The sequence below is a fragment of the Streptomyces sp. NPDC107498 genome (genome assembly GCF_055582805.1).
This window is the reverse complement of sequence record NZ_JBVJPE010000002.1, coordinates 38,925-56,547: the sequence shown is the minus strand read 5'-3', so window position 1 is coordinate 56,547 and position 17,623 is coordinate 38,925. Positions and strand designations below refer to the sequence as shown.

The following is a 17,623-nucleotide window of genomic DNA, read 5'->3' as shown; positions in this document are numbered from 1 at the left end:
CGTCACTTTCCGAACCACGCGTCGTGGACGGTCAGCGTCGACGTGTTGCCCTGCTTGTCCGTGACCACGGCGGAGAGCGCGACACCGCTGCCCTTCGCCGGGCTCTTCACGGAGACCGCTCCGCCGACGACCTTCACGGACTGCCAGGTCTTCCCGTCGTCGTAGCTCACGGACACGGCCAGCGACCTGAGGTTCGTCCCGGCGGCCGCGCCCTGCACGGTCACGGGGACCAGGACCGTCGTGCGCTCCGGGAGGCGCGAGGCGAGGTCGACGGGGGCCGCGAAGCGGACCGTGGACACCGGCAGCGCCGTGGTGGCCGTGACCCGCTTCGAACGGAACGTGAAGCCGGTCTCGATCCGGGAGGAGGCCGGGGCGGCCTTCGCCGGGCGTTCCACGGAGGTCGTCAGCCGGTACTCGGCGTCGGCGGCGTCGACCGTGAAGGGCTGCGAGCCGCTCAACGGGTCGTCGTTCTCGGCGACCTCGACGCCGTCGCGGTACAGCGTCGTCCTGGCCGAGGTGTACGAGCCCGCTCCCGGGTGCCCCTTGCCGTCGGCGAACAGCGGCACGGAGCCGACGAGCCGCTCCTCGCCCGTGGCCGGGTCGGGAGCGGTGCGGAAGACGCCCGTGCCCTCGCCGAGCAGCGGGCCGAAGACGCCGGTGTTGAAGTCCTCCCGGTACGTCCGGCCGGCCTCGTAGCGCTTCGGCCGGACCATCTCGTAGCCGGCCTCCAGGGCCGGGTAGCCCCACTCGTCGGGCTCGCCCAGCTGGTTGAACCGGGTGAGCCAGGTGGCGCCGTCGGCGGTGGAGACGTGGAAGGTGCGGATGCCCGGAGCGGCCTGCGGCGCGGAGAAGCCGTTGCCCTCCGGTGCGCCCGGCAGATGGGCGTACGGGGAGACGAGCGCGGTCTTCCCGGGGGCGGAGGCGCCGAGACCGACCTTGAGGGTGGCCAGCTCGCTCGCCTTCACGTGCTTGGTGTAGCCGGTCGCGACCGTGCTCGCCCTGCCGCCGAAGGCCACCGAGTACTGGCTGGTGGCGTCCTTGAGGAAGTGCGCGTCCCAGGTCTGCAGGAGGGAACCGTCGGTGACGGCCGGGCCCGCGTGGGCGGTGCGGAAGCCGGTGAAGCCCCTCAGGACCCAGCCGTTGCCGATGCGCCCGACGTCGGCGGTGGCGAGCTCGTAGTACGTCCCCGCGTAGTCCGCCGTGGTGATGCCGGGCACGGTGAGGTCCACCGGCCTGGTGGTGCGCGCGTCGACGGTGACCGTGGTGTCGGCGGAGACGTCCAGCCTGGGCTGGGAGATCCAGTCGGTGCCCGCGGTGTAGTCCGACGGGTCCCGGTAGACGGCCGTGTTGAGCGTGTACGCGCCCTTGGGCACCCGGATCGTGTGGGCGCCCGGCTCGTTGTCGACGCGGACCTGGAAGCCCGCGGCCGGCCCGCCGACACCCGTCAGGGTGTTGGTGAAGTACGAGGCGTCGGCCCCGTCGCGCCCGAGGGTGCGGACCGTCAGGTCGTACGACTCGGCCTCCCGCACGGCCACCGCGGCCGTGCGGACGGACTGGCCCCCGCCGGTGGCGGTGACGTAGCCCGAGTAGCCGCCGTCGGCGTCGCCGAGCCTGGTGTCGGCGACGAGGTCGACCTCGGCCCTGCCGCCGGCGGGCACCGTCACCTTCGAGGCGCCGAGCGTGAAGAACCCGGCCGGGGCCGGCCTGCCCGACGGGTCCAGGGCGGACACCGACAGGTCGAGGGTGACGTCGGCGGTCCCGAGGTTGCGGTAGACGACCTTCCTGGTGACGGGCTCGTCGTCGGCGTGCGGCCAGAGCGCGGTGCCGAAGTTCAGCGACACCGGCTCGGCGACGACGCTCTGGGCGAGCGCCCTGTCGACCCGGATCCGGCCCGTGCCCTGCTGGAAGGGCGTGTAGGCGCCGCCCTCGGCGGAACCGGACAGTGCGCCCTTGAGCTCGGCGGACTTCCAGTCCGGGTGCCGCTGCTTCAGGATCGCGGCCGCGCCGGCGACGTGCGGGGTGGCCATGGAGGTGCCGTCGATCTGGAGGTACCCCGGCGCCGGGTGCGGGGTGCCGGGACGGGTGTCGATGGCGCTGCCGGCTGCGGCCGCCGCCGTGATGGCGACGCCGGGCGCGGTCACGTCCGGCTTGACGGCGCCGTCACCGACGCGCGGGCCGGTGCTGGAGAAGGGCGCGAGCCGGTCGTCCTTGTCGACGGCGCCGACGGTCAGCGCCGCGTCCGCGGTGCCCGGCGAACCCACGGACGACGCACCGGACTCGCCCTCGTTGCCCGCGGCGATCGCGAACAGGATGCCCTTCTCGGCGGACAGCCGGTCGACCGTCGCCTCCAGCGGGTCGACGCCGGGGCTGTCGGGCCCGCCGAGGCTGAGGTTGACCACGTCCGCGCCCTCGGCGGCGGCCCACTCCATGCCCGCGATGACGGCGGAGTCGTCCCCGTGCCCCTCGTCGTCGAGGACCTTGCCGCTGATCACCTTGGCGCCGGGGGCGACGCCCTTGTACCGGCCGCCCGACCTGGCGCCGGTGCCGACGGCGATCGAGGCGACGTGCGTGCCGTGCCCGACGCGGTCCACGGCGTCGGCGGAGGCGGAGAAGTTCCTCTCGCCGACGACCTGCGTGCCGAGGTCCTCGTGGGTCTTGTCGACGCCGGTGTCGAGGACGGCGATCTTCACCCCCGTGCCGTCGAACCCGGACTCCCAGGCCTTGTCCGCGCCGATCTGCCGGACGCTGCGGTCCAGGCTCGCGCCGCGCACCCCGTCCAGCCACACCGTGGTGACGCCGGAGGCGGCGACGCGCGCGCCGGAGGACTGACGGTCGGTCAGCGCCTCCCACACCCGGGCCACGTCCTCGGGGGACGTGCGGACGGCGTCGGCGTTGATCGTCGGGAACGTGCGCCCCACCCGGGTGTCGCCGGCCGCGCGCACCTCGGCGCGTGCGGCGCCGGCGCTCCCCGCGTACCGCACGATCAACTTGAGCCCGGCGCCGTGGCTCTCGCGCAGCCGGGGGTCGGTGAGCACGTCGAGGTCGAAGAGCCGCTGGTCGAGGCGGCCCGTGGCGATCAGGCGCCGCGCGTCGGCGGGCACCACGAGGGTGTGGTCCCCGGTGCGCTCCACCTGTACGGGTATGTGCTCACGGCCCTTGGCGGCTTCGAAGCCCACCATCCTGCCCGCGGCGTTCACCACCACGCGGTCGCCGGTGACGAGCGGGATCCGCTGCGTGCCGTCGACGCGTGGGGTGCCGTCCGGTGTGGCCGTCGCGGTCGCGGCGATCGCCGTCGCGGGGCCTGTCATGCCTGCCACGAGGGCCACCGATGTGGCCGCCGCGACGGTGAAGGCGCGTGCTCTCTGCACGTGTGCGCGCAAGTCTCCCCCAGGAGCTCGGGATGAGGTCGATGGTCGAATCCGGCCAGGAACGCGGGGCGTCCGCTGCCGGTCAGCGCAGTATGTGAGGCGGGGCAGACGTGATCAACGGCGGTTCGGGGAAGGGGGGTCGAGCCGTATGGATTCAAGCCATTCCGAAGTCCGGGAGTGCGATGGGACGACGATGACGGTGTGACGACGGCGTGACGGCGGGACGATCCTTCCGCGACGGCGACCCGCACCGGCCCCGCGCGGACGCAGGCCCCACGGCCTTTTCGGTGCCCGCGCCCCGAGCCCTCGGAGCGGGTCCCTCCCCTTGGCCGCATCCGTACCCGTCGGGAACGGCTCTCCGTCCGGGGACGACGGGGGCGGTCCCCACGGCGACGACCGGGCGTCGAACCCCACGGACCCACGCGGCGGACGCGGCCCTAGCATGGGCCGATGAGCGCGCACCGTATCGACCGTCCGGCGGATCTCGACGTGGTCCGTGAGTCCTACGACCGAGTGGCCGACAACTACGCCCACATGGTGGCGACGACGGGAATGGGCGACATCCGCCGCCACCCGTGGATGAAGGCGTCGATCGACGCCTTCGCCGACAGCGTGGGCGAGCTCGGGCCCGTCCTCGACGTCGGCTGCGGACCCGGCACGGTGACCGGCTACCTCGCCGAGCGCGGGCTCGACGTGTCCGGGGTCGACCTCTCTCCGCGCATGATCGAGAACGCGCGCCGTCTGCATCCCCGATGCCGCTTCGCCGTCGCGTCCGCCACCGAACTCGACCTCGCCGAGGAGTCGCTGGGCGGCGTGCTCGGGTGGTGGTCGCTGTTCAACCTCCCCCGTGAGGTCCTCCCCCAGGTCCTCGCCATGTTCGCGCGGGCCCTGAAGCCGGGCGGCCACTTCATCACCGGCACCCACGTCGGCGACGAGGACGTCCTGCGCACCGAGGCCTACGGAACCTCCTCCGTCCGCTGGACGACCCACCAATGGCGTCCGGAACGACTCGTCGCCCTGATCGAAGGCGCCGGCCTCCACCCGGTCGCCGAACTCCGCCTCCCGGCGGACGGACAGATCGGACCGGGCGTCGTCATCATGGCGAAGCGCCCGGAGGGCGGTGTCGGTGGCGGCAGGTAGCGTCCCCCGCAGGGGATTCACGAGCGCGTGGGCGATCGGCAGTCACACCGACCGGTCACGTCGGGGCGTCGACGCGATCCACGCCCTCGGCGTCAGCGGCGTGCGGGCCCGTGCGACCCCGCCGACCGGAAGGAAAACCACGGCATGCGCATTCTGATCGTCACCGCCGGGTCCCGTGGGGACGTCGCCCCCTTCACCGGCCTGGGGCGGCGTCTGCTCGACGCCGGTCATCAGGTCGCCGTCGCCGCCCACCCGTCCTTCGCCGGGCTCCTCGGCGGGTGCGGCCTCGAACACCGGATCGTGCCGGGAGACCCGCAGGGACTGATCCGGGACTGGGCGCGGGCGGCCTCCCGAGAGGAGGCCCGGGCCTTGACCAGGGCGTACGCGGACGGGCTCGCCGAGGGGGTGGCGGAGGCCGTGGAGGGCGGCGCCGACCTGCTGCTCACTCCCTCCGGCCCGGCGCCCCTGGCCCGCACGGCCGGCGAGGCTTTCGGCGTCCCCGTCGTCGGCACCTACCTCGTACCGGCTTTCGCCACCCGGGAGTTCCCGCTGCCCCACGCGCCGAGCACCGACGACCTGGGCCCGGAGGGCAACCTCGCCGCGGGCCGGGACGTGCTGAAGCGCGCCGACGGGGCCTTCGCGGGAGCCGTGACCCGGCTGCGCGACCGCCTCGGGCTGCCCGCCGGCGCGCCCTCGGCGCCGGGGGACGTCCGGCCGGTCTTCCACGGCTACAGCCCGCTGGTGGTGCCGCGCCCCGGCGACTGGCCGTCCCGGGTCGAGGTCACGGGTTACTGGTGGCCCGCGCGGCCGGACCACTGGCGGCCCCCGGCCGAACTGACCGACTTCCTCCAGGCCGGCCCGCCCCCGGTGTTCATCGGGTTCGGCAGCATGGCGGCGGGGCAGGGGGAGCGGCTCAGCGGACTGGTGGCCGCGGCCGTACGGCGTGCCGGGGTGCGCGCGGTGGTGCAGGCGGGGTGGGCCGGGCTGAGCGGCCACGGCGACGACGTCCTCGCCATCGGCGACGTCCCGCACGACTGGCTGTTCCCGCGCACCGCCGCCGTGGTCCACCACGCGGGCGCGGGCACCACGGGGGCCGGGCTGCGGGCCGGCGTGCCCGCCGTGGCCGTACCGGTCATGTACGACCAGCCGTTCTGGTCGGCCCGACTGCACGCGCTGGGGGTCGCCCCGCGGCCCGTGCCGTTCGACGACCTGACCGCCGAGTCCCTCGGCGACGCGATCACGGCCTGTCTGTCCGAGCCCTCCCACCGCCGCCGCGCGGCCGAACTCGCCCACGGGATCGCCGCGGAGGACGGCGCCGCCGCCCTGCTCGCCCACCTCGGCCCGGCAGGGGGACGAAACCCGAGCGCCCGCCCGTGTCCGTGACGCGTCACGGACACGGGCGGGCGGCACGTGGCGACGGGCCTCACGCCACCGGCAGTCCCAGATCGGCCGCCAGACGGGCGCGGTGCCAGGCCGGCGGGCCGAAGAGCTGTGCCGCCCCGTGCGCCCGCTTGAAGTAGCGGTGGGCGTCGTGCTCCCAGGTGATGCCGATGCCGCCGTGCAACTGGATCGTCTCGCCCGCCACCGCCGAGAACGCCTCCGAGCAGGCGGACTTGGCGGCGGCCGCGCGGCGGGTGAGCTCCGGATCGCCCGTGGCGGCGGCGAAGGAGGCGCCGAGCGCGGCCGAGCGCGCCGACTCGACCAGGACGTACGCGTCCGCGAGACGGTGCTTGACCGCCTGGAAGGAGCCGATGGGGCGGCCGAACTGGACCCGCTCCCCGACGTGGGCGAGCGTCAGTTCGAGGCAGCGCGCGGCGGCGCCGACCTGTTCGGCGGCGAGCGCCGCGCACGCCAGGTCGAGGACGTGCGCGAGCACCCGCTCGCCCTCCCCCTCCGCTCCGACGAGCCGCCCCTCCGCCTCCGTGAGCACCACGCGCGCCTGCGCCCTGGTGGAGTCCATCGTCACGGCCGCCGCACGGTCCACGCCCGCGCCGTCCACGGGCACTTCGAAGAGCGAGACCCCCGCCCCCGACCGCGCCGCCACCAGCAGGACCCCGGCCTCCGCGCCGTCGAGCACGTGCTCCTTGGTCCCGGTGATCCGCCACCTCCCCCCGGCCCCGGGCGTGGCCCCGGCCCGTACGGCCGACGGGTCCCAGGAGCCGCGCTCGGCCCACGCCAGGGCCCCCACCGCGGCCCCCGAGGCCAGCTCCGGCAGCAGCCGCGCGCACGCCGCCGCGTCACCGGAGGCGAGCAGCGCCTGCACCACGAGCACCGCGGAGCCGAGGTACGGGACGGGGCTCAGCTCCCGTCCCAGCTCCTCCAGCACCACGTGGACCTCCCGGGCCCCGTACCCGGCGCCGCCGTACTCCTCGGGGACGGCGAGTCCCGCGACGCCGATCTGCTCGGTCAGCGGCCGCCAGGCCGCCCCGCCCGCGTGGCGCCCGAGCACGGCCCGTACGGCGGACCGCAGTTCCTCCTGTTCCTCCGTCGGCCTCATGCCTCTGCTCCTCTCGATGCCGGTCGGGTACGGGACCGCTCGGTCGCCGGGTCCTCCGCCGACAGGTCCCGGCCGCGCGTCCAGGCCGTCCGCCGGACGGCGAGCGCGGCCATCGTGCCGTGGAGCAGGAAGGCGCCGTACTCGATGACGGTGCCGAGCGGACTCGACGGCGCCACCCTGCGCAGCAGGGCGGGGCCGGGGGATCTCTCGGCGGTGTGCGGGGACGGTGCGGGGGACACGCTGGCTCCCGGGTGCGGTAGGGATGCGGGGGACCGACGAGCGGTACGGGAAGGGGCCCGCTGCCCGACCCCGGGCAGCGGGCGCCGGTTCAGGGCGCGAGGACGCGGGCGCGGCAGGCCGCGGGGGTGCCCCAGGCGTCGCGGAGGGGACGGGCCTTGCGGATCCACAGGGCGAGGTCCAGTTCCTCTGTGTAGCCGACGGCCCCGTGGAGCTGGAGGGCGGTGCGGGCGGCGGCGTACGCGGCCTCGCCCGCCGTGACCTTCGCCGCGGCGATCTCGGCGGGGGCGTGGCCGGCCCCTCCGGCCAGGGCCAGGGCGGCCGAGTGGAGCAGCGGCCGGGCGAATTCCAGGGCGAGGAGCGTGTCGGCCAGGCGGTGCTTCACCGCCTGGAAGGAGCCGACGGCGACCCCGAACTGGGTGCGCTGCTTCACGTACTCCACGGTCCGGTCGAGCAGGGCCAGGCCGAGGCCGAGGGACTGGGCGGCGGTGGCCAGGGCGGCGACCTCGGCGGCGTGCGCGGCGGCGGCGGCCACGGCCGGGCCCCGCGCCAGGACGGTTCCGCCGAGCGGGCGGGCCAGCCGGCGCGCGGGGTCGGCCGAGGGCTGGACGGAGCCGGCCCTCTCCGCCAGGCGCAGGGTGTCGCCCTCGACGACGAGCACGGCGTCGGCGGCGTCCGCGTCCAGGGCGTAAGGGCTGCCGACTTCCGGCGCGCACAGGGAGACGACCGCCTTCCCCGAGGCGATCCGCGGCAGCCACGCGGCGGCGGCCCCTTCCGGCTCGGAGCCGTCGAGTCGGTCGAGGAGGGCCGCAGCGGCGACCGTCTCCACCAGCGGGCCGGGCACGGCGTGGCGGCCCAGTTCGGTGAAGGCGACGGTCAGTTCGAGGGGCAGCGGGCCGAGCCCGTCGTGCCGCTCCGGGACGGCGAGGGCGAGGACGCCGGCCTCCGCGAGCCGTGACCAGAGCGCGCGGCCGGGCGTGGTGTCGCCGGCCGCCCAGGCCCGTACGGCCGCGGGGGTGTCGGCCGCCGTGAGCATGCCGTCGAGCGAGCGGGCGAACTCCCGCTGCTCGTCGTCGAGGAGGAACCGCATCACCGGCGTCCCTTCGGGAGGCCGAGCAGCCGCTCGGCGATGATGTCGCGCTGGATCTCGTTGGTGCCGGCGTAGACGGGGCCGGCGAGGGAGAAGGTGTGGCCCTCGGCCCAGCCGCCGTGCGCGGGCGCCTCGTCGGCGGCGTCGGACAGTTCGCCGTACGGCCCGAGCAGGTCGAGGGCGGTCTCGTGGAGCGCGAGGTCGAGTTCGGACCAGAAGACCTTGTTGAGGCTGGACTCGGCGCCGATCGAGCCTCCGGCGGCGATCCGCGAGGCGCCCGCGTAGGCGGACAGCCGGTAGGCGCGGGCGCCGACGACCGCGTCGGCGACCCGGTCGCGCAGCGCGGTGTCGGAGGGGTCGGCGGTCTTCCGCCACAGCCCCGTGAGGCGTTCGGCGGCGGCCGTGAACCGGCCGGGGCTGCGCAGGGTCAGCCCCCGCTCGTTGCCCGCCGTGCTCATCGCGACCCGCCAGCCCTGTCCGGGAGCGCCGATCACGTCCTCGTCGGGCACGAACACGTCGTCGAGGAAGAGCTCGGCGAAGGCGGGCTTCCCGTCGAGACGCCCGATGGGCCGTACGGTCACCCCGTCGGCGTCCAGCGGGAACATCAGGTACGTCAGGCCCTGGTGCGGCTTCGCGGTGCCGGGGTCGCTGCGGAAGAGGCCGAAGGCGCGGTCGGCGAAGGCGGCCCGGGACGACCAGGTCTTCTGGCCGCTCAGCAGCCAGCCGCCGTCGGTCCGTACGGCCGTGGAGCGCAGCGAGGCGAGGTCGGAGCCGGACTCCGGTTCGGACCAGGCCTGGGCCCAGACGACCTCCCCGGTCGCCATGGAGGGCAGGACGCGGGCGCGCTGTTCGGCGGTGCCGTGCTCGAGGAGGGTGGGGGCGAGGAGGCTGATGCCGTTCTGGCTGACGCGGCCGGGGGCGCCGGCCGCGTAGTACTCCTCCTCGAAGACCAGCCACTGGAGGAGGGAGGCCCCCCGGCCGCCGTACTCCTCGGGCCAGGAGACCACCGACCAGCGGTCGGCGGACAGGGTCCGCTCCCACGCCCGGTGGGCCGCGAAGCCCTCCTCCGTCTCCAGGGAGGGCAGCGGGACGCCGGGCACGTGGGCGGCGAGCCAGGCGCGGGCCTCGGCCCGGAAGGCGTCCTCCGCCGCGGAGAAGTCGAGGTCCATCAGGCTCCGGCCTCCTTCATGGCGCGCACGTCCATGCCGCCCAGCGCGTCGGGCGCGGTCTCGGCGTTGTGCGCGTGGGCGAGGTGGTGCAGCCCGAAGACCGAGTCCATGCCGGTGTGCAGGCCCTGGAGGTCCTCGGCCTGGTTGACGGCGCGCTTGGTCAGGGCCAGGCCCATGCGGGGCATCTCGGCGATCCGGGAGGCCAGTTCCATGGTCCGCTCCGTCAACTCGCCCGGTGGGACGACCCGGTTGACCATGCCGACCTCGTAGGCGCGCCGGGCGTCCATCCGGTCCCCGGTGTAGAGGAACTCCTTGGCGATGCGCGGCGGCATCACCCAGGGGTGGGCGAAGTACTCGACGCCGGGGATGCCCATGCGGACCACGGGGTCGGCGAAGAACGCGTCCTCGGCGGCGACGATGAGGTCGCACACCCAGGCGAGCATCAGACCGCCCGCGACGCAGGCTCCCTGCACCGAGGCGATCATGGGCTTGGGCAGTTCGCGCCAGCGGCGGCACATGCCGAGGTAGACCTCGGACTCGCGGGCGAAGCGGCTCTCCGCCCCCTGCTTGTCCGAGTGGTCCCACCAGAGTCCGGCGTGCCGCTCGAACGGCAGGTGGGCGTCCCGCTCGGGGGTGCCGATGTCGTGGCCGGCGGAGAAGTGCCTCCCCGCTCCGGCGAGCACGACGACCTTGACCTCGTCGTCGTCGGCCGCGCGGTAGAAGGCGCGGTCGAGGGCGTACGTCATCGCGGAGTTCTGGGCGTTGCGGTAATCGGGCCGGTCCATCGTGACCACGGCCACCGGGCCGAGGCGTTCGTAGCGGACCGGGGCCGTCGTGGACGCGGTGCGGGCAGCGGACATCCGCCCTCCTTCCCTAACAAGTGTTTGGTAGGTTAACGTACGGCCATGAGCAACGTCGAGGAGTTCCGCAGAGAGGTCCGCGGCTGGCTGCGCGCCAACCTCACGGGCGAGTTCGCCGCCCTGCGCGGCCGCGGCGGCCCCGGACGGGAACACGAGGCGTACGCCGAACGCCTCGCCTGGGAGCGGCACATGGCCGCGGCGGGATGGACCTGCGTCGGCTGGCCCGAGGAGTACGGCGGCCGGGGCGCGACCCTGGAACAGCAGGTCGCCTTCCACGAGGAGTACGCCCTCGCCGACGCCCCCGCCCGCGTCAGCCACATCGGCGAGCAGCTCCTGGGCCCCACCCTCATCGCCTTCGGCACCCCCGAACAGCGCGAGCGGTTCCTCCCGCCGATCGTCGCCGTCACGGAGCAGTGGTGCCAGGGCTACTCCGAGCCGGACGCCGGCTCCGACCTGGCCAACGTGCGCACCCGCGCCGAACGCGACGGCGACGACTGGGTGGTCACCGGACAGAAGGTCTGGACCTCACTCGCGCACGAGGCCGACTGGTGCTTCGTCGTCGCCCGCACCGAGCCCGGATCCACCCGCCACCACGGCCTGTCCTACCTGCTCGTCCCCCTCGACCGACCCGGAGTCGAGATCAGGCCGATCGTCCAGCTGACCGGAACCTCCGAGTTCAACGAGGTCTTCTTCGACGGGGCCCGCACCCACGCCTCCCACGTCGTCGGCGCCCCCGGCGACGGCTGGCGGGTGGCCATGGCCACCCTCGGCTTCGAGCGGGGCGTGTCCACCCTCGGCCAGCAGGTCGGCTTCCGCCGCGAGCTGGAGGCCGTCGTCGACCTGGCCAGGCGCAACGGCGCCGCCGCCGACCCGCTGATCCGCGACCGCATCGCCCGCGCCTGGACCGGCCTGGAGACCATACGGTTCAACGCCCTGCGCATGCTCGACGGCGTCGCCGCCGGAGCCCCCGGCCCCGAGGCGTCCATCGGGAAGATCTTCTGGGCCACCTGGCACCGGGAGCTCGGCGAGCTCGCCATGGACGTTTGCGGAGCCGCGGGGATGCTGGCCGAAGGCGAGCCGTACGACCTCACCGACTGGCAGCGGCTCTACCTCTTCTCCCGCTCCGACACCATCTACGCCGGCTCCAACGAGATCCAGCGGAACATCATCGCCGAGCGCGTCCTCGGCCTGCCCAAGGAGGCCCGTCCATGACCGGCGCACCACCCCGCTACGTGCCGGGCCACGGCCTGCTCGCCGGCCGCGGCGCCGTCGTCACCGCCGCGGCGGGCGCCGGCATCGGCGGCGCGACCGCCAGACGGCTCCTGGAGGAGGGCGCGCGCGTCGTCGTCTCGGACGCCCACGCCCGCCGGCTGAAGGAGACCGAGGCCGAACTGGCCGCGGAGTTCGGCGCCGACCGCGTCGCCGCCCTGCCCTGCGACGTCACCGACGAGACCCAGGTCGCCGCGTTGTTCGACCTCGCCGTGGAACGCCACGGGCGCCTCGACGTCGTCGTCAACAACGCGGGCCTCGGCGGCACCGCCGACCTGGTCGACATGGCCGACGCACAGTGGGACAAGGTCCTCGACGTCACCCTCAACGGCACCTTCCGCTGCACCCGCGCCGCGCTGCGCCGGATGAAGGCCGAGGGCGCCGGGGGCGTCGTCGTCAACAACGCCTCGGTGATCGGCTGGCGGGCCCAGAAGGGACAGGCCCACTACGCCGCCGCCAAGGCCGGCGTGATGGCCCTCACCCGCTGCGCCGCCCTGGAGGCCGCCGAGTACGGCGTGCGCGTCAACGCCGTCTCCCCGAGCCTGGCCATGCACCCGCACCTGGTGAAGGTCACCACCCCCGAACTCCTGGAGGAACTGACCTCCCGCGAGGCCTTCGGACGCCACGCCGAACCGTGGGAGGTGGCCAACGTGATCGTCTTCCTGGCCAGCGGCTACTCCTCGTACCTGACGGGGGAGGTCCTCTCCGTCAGCAGCCAGCACCCGTGAGACCGGCGCCGGAGCGGCGCCGCGAGATCCTGGACACGGCGGCCGAGGTGTTCGCCGCCCAGGGGTACGACGCCACCACCGTCCGCCGCGTCGCCGACGCGGCCGGCCTGCTCGCGGGCAGCCTCTACTACCACTTCGACTCCAAGGAGTCGATGCTCGACGAGATCCTCCGCGCCTTCCTGGACGAGCTGTGGGGCCGGTACGACGCCGTGCTCGCCGCGGTGCTCGGACCCCGGGAGACCCTGGAGGCCCTGGTCACCGAATCGTTCCGGGAGATCGACCGGCACCGCGCCGCCGTCGCCATCTACCAGAAGGAGTCCAGGCACCTGCGCGAACAGCCGCGCTTCGGCTACCTCGCCGGCTCGCAGCGGAGGTTCGAGGAGGCCTGGCTCAGGACCCTGGAGCGCGGCGTGGCCGCCGGGGTCTTCCGCACGGACCTCGACGTCCGGCTCACCTACCGCTTCGTGCGCGACACCGTCTGGGTCGCCGCGTCCTGGTACCGGCCGGGCGGACAGCACAGCCCGGAGGAGATCGCCCGCCAGTACCTGTCCATGGTGCTGGAGGGCATCGCCCTCCGTACATGACATGACATCGTGGACATCGGAGAAGGAGCGGTCATGGCCGAGGCATACATCGTCGAAGCGGTACGGACCCCGGTCGGCCGGCGGAACGGCGGACTGTCCGCCGTCCACCCGGCCGACCTCGGAGCACACGTCCTCAAGGCGCTGATGGAGCGCTCGGGGGCCGACCCGGCCGCCGTCGAGGACGTCGTCTTCGGCTGCCTGGACACCGTCGGCCCGCAGGCCGGAGACATAGCCCGCACCTGCTGGCTGGCCGCCGGACTGCCCGAGGAGGTGCCCGGCACCACCGTGGACCGCCAGTGCGGCTCCTCCCAGCAGGCCCTGCACTTCGCCGCACAGGGCGTCCTGTCCGGCACCCAGGACCTGGTGGTCGCGGGCGGCGTGCAGAACATGTCGATGATCCCCATCGCCTTCGCCAGCCGCCAGGCCGCCGACCCGCTCGGGCTGACCGAGGGCCCGTACGCCGGCTCCGAGGGCTGGCGCGCCCGCTACGGCGACCGGCCCGTCAACCAGTTCCACGGCGCCGAACTCATCGCCGCCAAGTGGGACGTCTCCCGTCGGGACATGGAGGAGTACGCCCTCCGCTCGCACCGGCGGGCCGCCCGCGCCATCGACGAGGGCCGCTTCGACCGCGAGATCGTCCCCTACGGGGACGTCACCACCGACGAGGGCCCGCGGCGCGACACCACCCTGGAGAAGATGGCCGGCCTGAAGCCGCTAGTCGACGGCGGCCGGCTGACCGCCGCGGTCTCCTCGCAGGTCTCCGACGGGGCCTCGGCGATGCTGATCGCCTCGGAGCGCGCCGTACGGGAACACGGACTGACGCCGCGCGCCCGCGTCCACCACCTGTCCGTCCGGGGCGAGGACCCGATCCGCATGCTGTCGGCCCCGATCCCGGCGACGGCGTACGCCCTGAAGAAGGCCGGGATGACGCTCGACGACATCGACCTGGTCGAGATCAACGAGGCCTTCGCCTCCGTCGTCCTCGCCTGGCTGAAGGAGACCGGCGCCGACCCGGAGAAGGTCAACGTCAACGGCGGCGCCATCGCCCTCGGCCACCCGCTCGGCGCGACCGGCACCAAGCTGACGACCACCCTCCTGCACGAACTGGAGCGCACCGGAGGCCGCTACGGCCTGCAGACCATGTGCGAGGGCGGTGGCCAGGCGAACGTGACGATCATCGAGCGCCTCTGACGGACGGGACCCCGGGGCCGGCCCGGCCCCGCCCCGGCCCCGGCCCCGGCCCCGGACCGTCCGGGCGGAGGCCGGCGCAGGCTCCCGAAGCCCGGGAGGCCCCCCGGGCCGAGCGGTGCGAGGGGGCCGGTGGGGGAGGGGCCGACGGGCGAGGGCGGTGGTCAGGCGAACGTGGCGATCATCGAGCGACTGTGACGCCGGAGCCGAAGAGCTGCTGCCACACCGCGTGATCGGTGCGGGGACCGCCGGGGGTCTCCGCACCGTGGACCGCGATCTCGGCGTCGATGTCGAGCGGGCGGGTGGGCGAGGTCATCGCGGCGAGCTCCCCGGCGACGGCCGCGTCGGGCACCAGCCAGCACACCTCGAACTCGATGCCGTCCGGGTCCCGGGCGTAGAGGGCCTTGGTGGAGGCGTGGTCGCTCGCCCCCGTCAGGGCACCCGCCTCCACCAGCCCGGCCCGCATCCGCCGCAGCTCGGCCAGGGTGTCCACCTCCCACGCCAGGTGGTACGGGCCGACCCGCCCGGGGCGCTGCCCGGAGGCCGGCCCGGGGGACCGGAACAGCCCCAGGTCGTGGTCGTTGGCGGAGCCCGCCGCCCGGAGGAAGGCCGCCCCGGGGAACGCCTGCGGCAGCGGCCGGAACCCGAGGACGTCACGGTAGAAGGCGAGGCTGCGCTCCAGGTCGGAGACGAAGAGGACGGCGTGGTTCAGCCGCTGGATCGGCATGGCGGTTCCGTTCGTGGTGGGTGCGGAGGGGATCGGGCGGGGCCACGTGTCCGCCGGGGCGGAGGCGCCCCGGCGGACACGTGCGCGGCGGGTCAGCGCGCGGCGGGCAGGGAGTGGAGCGCGGCCCGCGCCTCCGCCATCAGCCGGTCGACGAGTTCGGCGCAGGACGGCAGGTCGTCGATCAGCCCCGCGACCTGCCCGGAGGCCATCACGCCCAGGTCGGTGCGGCCCTCGACCATGGACGCCTTGAGCAGCATCGGGGTGTTGGCGGCCAGCAGGACCTGGCTCCACGTCAGGTCCTTGCCGTGCTTCATCGCCAGGCCGTCCCGGACCATCCGCGCCCAGCTCGTGCCGGACTCGCGCCGGAAGGCCGCGGCGTGCCGGACCGCCCGCAGCAGCGAGGCGGCCCGGCCCGAGCGCTCCAGCGCGTCGACCAGCTCCGTGCGCAGCATCCGGTGCGGCAGCCCGTCCACCTTCGTGGTGACCGTGACGTCCGTGACCGCCGCGGCCAGGTAGCGGGCCTTCACCGGGTCGGGGACCGTGCTGTCGGAGGTGAGCAGGAAGCGCGTGCCCATGGCGATCCCGGCCGCACCGTACGCCAGGGCGGCGACCAGGCCGCGCCCGTCGTGGAAGCCGCCGGCCGCGACGACCGGGATGTCCACGGCGTCCACGACCTGCGGGAGCAGGACGGTGGTGGCGACGCTTCCGGTGTGGCCGCCGCCCTCCCCGCCCTGCACGATCACCGCGTCGGCACCCCACGCCGCGACCTTCTCGGCGTGCCGCCTGGCCCCGATGGACGGGATGACGACGACGCCCGCGTCCTTGAGCCGCGCGATCAGCTCGCGGGACGGCGCGAGCGCGAACGAGGCGACCTTCACGCCCTCGTCGACGATGACCCGCACGCGCTCGCCCGCGTCCCCGGCGTCCGCCCGCAGGTTCACGCCGAAGGGCGCGTCCGTGCGGGACTTCACCTCGCGCACGGCGGAGCGGAGCCGGTCGACGGTCATGGTCGCCGAGGCCAGGATGCCGAGCGCCCCGGCGTTCGCGGCGGCCGAGACCAGGCGGGGACCGGCCACCCACCCCATGCCGGTCTGCACGACGGGGTGGCGCACCCCGACGAGCTCGGTGAGGGGGGTCGCGATCGTGACGTCGCTCATGAGGGGACCTCCCGGTCGCGCAGCCCCTTCGGGTCGATCTCGTCGCGGATCAGCCGCAGTTCCTCGGCGGTGGGCTCACGGGTGTACGGCACCTCGTCGGGGACGGCCAGCGCGAAGCCGGTGGCCCCCCTGACCTCCTCGACCGTGACGCCGGGGTGCAGCGAGCGCAGCCGCATGGTGCGGTCCGGGGTCTCGAAGTCGAAGACGCCCAGGTCGCTGATGACGTCCGGGATCCGGTGGTAGCGGGTCGCGGAGGGGCCGGCCGCGGCGGCCCGGTCGTAGCCGACGCCGCAGACCATGTCGACCCGCTCGACGAAGACGCGCGTCGAGTGCTTGGGGACCCAGTAACTCGTCGGGTTGTTCAGGGTGTTCACGGGTGCGCCGCGCACGCCGAGGAGCTGGCGCTCGGGCCGCGCCCAGTCGCCGATGCAGCTGATGTTCTGGTTGCCGTACCGGTCGAGCTGGCTCGCGCCCATCATCACGTGCCGGCGACCGGTGGCGACCATGGCCAGGTGCCGGCGGTACGGCAGCCAGCCCTCCACCACCCGGGGCGCGGCGCCCATCGCCGGCACGTCGGCGACGAGCAGCGCCTCCCCGTCGGTCAGCAGCAGGTCGGGGGAGAAGGTGAGCTTCGCGAGGCGGGCGCCGATCATCGGGACGGTGCCCATGGGGCTGGCCAGGACCTCGCCGGCGTCCCGCCAGGCCTCGGCGCAGGCGACGACGCAGTACTCCGCCCGCGTCGCGTTCGTCGGGGTGCCGCTCATGCTTCCTCCTCGTGGAACGCCGCGACCGCGGCCTGGTAGGCGTCCTCGTCGCCGGACAGGAACCGGGCGGTGAAGGCCCGCCAGGCCTCCGGGTCCCGGGCCGCCTTCGCGTAGGCGCGCTGGAAGGCCTCGTCGCGGTCGTGGTCGGGGACGCAGGAGGTGAAGTGCGCGCCGTTCGGCGTCTCGACGACGCCGTCGACGAACGCCCGCTTGAGCAGCAGCGACTGGGGTCCCGCGTCCTTGAGCAGCTCCGGGGTCTCCACGATCCGCTCGCAGGAGACGTACGCGGCGTCGGCGGCCTCGCAGAACAGGTCGTCGAAGTACGGGTCGGGACCCAGGTACTGGCCGTTGCCGTGCGCGTCGGCGCGGTTGAGGTGGACCAGCGCGGCGTCCAGCCGCAGCGCGGGGACGGCGACGAGCTCCTCGCGGTCGCCGTACGGGGACGTGACGGTCCGCAGCGAGGGGTTGACGGTCATCACGTCCGAGGCGAGTCCGGCCCGGATGGGCATGAAGGGGAGCCGGTGCACGGCGGCGGTCAGCCCCCACATGAGCATCGCCTCGTCCAGCTCCACCAGCTCGAAGGCGCCGCGCTGCCGGGCCGCGCCGAAGTGCGGCTCCAGGGGCACGGAGTCGAGCGTGGCGAAGGCCGCGACCAGCTTGCGGATCCTCCCGGCCGCGGCGAGCAGCCCGACGTCCGGGCCGCCGTACGACACCACGGTCAGGTCGGTGACGTCGGACCGCAGCAGCGCCCGTACCAGCGCCATCGGCTTGCGGCGCGAGCCCCAGCCGCCGATGCCGATCGTCATCCCGCTCCGGAGCCGGCCCACGACCGCCTCGGCGGTCAT

Annotated in this window: 16 protein-coding genes; 6 read left to right on the top strand and 10 right to left on the bottom strand. The window is 74.6% G+C overall.

What is annotated here, in order from left to right; translation table 11 throughout:
- Nucleotides 1-2: 2 nt before the first annotated feature.
- Nucleotides 3-3,308 (bottom strand): S8 family peptidase, encoded by a 3,306-nt coding sequence (locus tag ACZ66Z_RS03490; protein ID WP_469932318.1) that lies wholly within the window; start codon nt 3,306-3,308, stop codon nt 3-5.
- A 510-nt stretch (nt 3,309-3,818) separates the two neighbouring features.
- On the opposite strand from ACZ66Z_RS03490, the gene ACZ66Z_RS03485 reads away from it, so the two are divergent.
- Entirely contained in the window at nt 3,819-4,508 is a 690-nt protein-coding gene (locus tag ACZ66Z_RS03485; RefSeq protein ID WP_469932317.1) for a class I SAM-dependent methyltransferase, read from the top strand.
- A gap of 144 nt (nt 4,509-4,652) precedes the next feature.
- Complete coding sequence (locus ACZ66Z_RS03480; RefSeq protein ID WP_469932316.1) at nt 4,653-5,891, top strand: glycosyltransferase; 1,239 nt, start codon at nt 4,653-4,655, stop codon at nt 5,889-5,891.
- A 40-nt stretch (nt 5,892-5,931) separates the two neighbouring features.
- Here the strand turns inward: ACZ66Z_RS03480 and ACZ66Z_RS03475 are convergent, their stop codons facing one another.
- The 5 genes from ACZ66Z_RS03475 to ACZ66Z_RS03455 all read right to left on the bottom strand — a co-directional run bounded on the left by ACZ66Z_RS03475 (nt 5,932) and on the right by ACZ66Z_RS03455 (nt 10,361).
- On the bottom strand, nt 5,932-7,005 hold the full coding sequence (locus ACZ66Z_RS03475; protein WP_469932315.1) for an acyl-CoA dehydrogenase family protein: 1,074 nt from the start codon (nt 7,003-7,005) through the stop codon (nt 5,932-5,934).
- A complete protein-coding gene (locus ACZ66Z_RS03470) occupies nt 7,002-7,244 on the bottom strand; it encodes a hypothetical protein (protein ID WP_469932314.1) in 243 nt (80 codons plus the stop codon). Before ACZ66Z_RS03470 ends, ACZ66Z_RS03475 begins: the two co-directional genes overlap by 4 nt.
- Before the next feature lie 89 nt (nt 7,245-7,333).
- On the bottom strand, nt 7,334-8,332 hold the full coding sequence (locus tag ACZ66Z_RS03465; RefSeq protein ID WP_469932728.1) for an acyl-CoA dehydrogenase family protein: 999 nt from the start codon (nt 8,330-8,332) through the stop codon (nt 7,334-7,336).
- Nucleotides 8,332-9,501, bottom strand: coding sequence for an acyl-CoA dehydrogenase family protein (locus tag ACZ66Z_RS03460; RefSeq protein ID WP_469932313.1), 1,170 nt, complete (start codon nt 9,499-9,501; stop codon nt 8,332-8,334). Before ACZ66Z_RS03460 ends, ACZ66Z_RS03465 begins: the two co-directional genes overlap by 1 nt.
- Entirely contained in the window at nt 9,501-10,361 is an 861-nt protein-coding gene (locus ACZ66Z_RS03455) for an enoyl-CoA hydratase (protein ID WP_469932312.1), read from the bottom strand. The genes ACZ66Z_RS03460 and ACZ66Z_RS03455 overlap by 1 nt, the downstream gene beginning before the upstream one ends.
- A gap of 45 nt (nt 10,362-10,406) precedes the next feature.
- Here ACZ66Z_RS03455 and ACZ66Z_RS03450 point away from each other — a divergent pair, with 45 nt between their 5' ends.
- The 4 genes from ACZ66Z_RS03450 to ACZ66Z_RS03435 are packed head-to-tail and all read left to right on the top strand — an operon-like array spanning nt 10,407 to nt 14,133.
- Complete coding sequence (locus ACZ66Z_RS03450) at nt 10,407-11,573, top strand: acyl-CoA dehydrogenase family protein (RefSeq protein WP_469932311.1); 1,167 nt, start codon at nt 10,407-10,409, stop codon at nt 11,571-11,573.
- Nucleotides 11,570-12,358, top strand: coding sequence for an SDR family oxidoreductase (locus tag ACZ66Z_RS03445; RefSeq protein WP_469932310.1), 789 nt, complete (start codon nt 11,570-11,572; stop codon nt 12,356-12,358). Before ACZ66Z_RS03450 ends, ACZ66Z_RS03445 begins: the two co-directional genes overlap by 4 nt.
- Nucleotides 12,355-12,942 (top strand): TetR/AcrR family transcriptional regulator, encoded by a 588-nt coding sequence (locus ACZ66Z_RS03440; protein WP_469932309.1) that lies wholly within the window; start codon nt 12,355-12,357, stop codon nt 12,940-12,942. The genes ACZ66Z_RS03445 and ACZ66Z_RS03440 overlap by 4 nt, the downstream gene beginning before the upstream one ends.
- 33 nt (nt 12,943-12,975) lie before the next feature.
- Complete coding sequence (locus ACZ66Z_RS03435; protein WP_469932308.1) at nt 12,976-14,133, top strand: acetyl-CoA C-acetyltransferase; 1,158 nt, start codon at nt 12,976-12,978, stop codon at nt 14,131-14,133.
- Nucleotides 14,134-14,311: 178 nt separating this feature from the next.
- Here the strand turns inward: ACZ66Z_RS03435 and ACZ66Z_RS03430 are convergent, their stop codons facing one another.
- From ACZ66Z_RS03430 to ACZ66Z_RS03415, 4 genes are all read right to left on the bottom strand, one after another.
- Nucleotides 14,312-14,857, bottom strand: a complete 546-nt coding sequence (locus ACZ66Z_RS03430) for a VOC family protein (protein ID WP_469932307.1) — start codon at nt 14,855-14,857, stop codon at nt 14,312-14,314.
- A 92-nt stretch (nt 14,858-14,949) separates the two neighbouring features.
- Entirely contained in the window at nt 14,950-16,014 is a 1,065-nt protein-coding gene (locus tag ACZ66Z_RS03425; protein ID WP_469932306.1) for an NAD(P)H-dependent flavin oxidoreductase, read from the bottom strand.
- Nucleotides 16,011-16,778: a CoA-transferase subunit beta gene (locus ACZ66Z_RS03420; RefSeq protein WP_469932305.1), complete on the bottom strand. Its 768-nt coding sequence runs from the start codon at nt 16,776-16,778 to the stop codon at nt 16,011-16,013. Before ACZ66Z_RS03420 ends, ACZ66Z_RS03425 begins: the two co-directional genes overlap by 4 nt.
- Nucleotides 16,775-17,623 (bottom strand): CoA transferase subunit A, encoded by an 849-nt coding sequence (locus tag ACZ66Z_RS03415; protein WP_469932727.1) that lies wholly within the window; start codon nt 17,621-17,623, stop codon nt 16,775-16,777. Before ACZ66Z_RS03415 ends, ACZ66Z_RS03420 begins: the two co-directional genes overlap by 4 nt.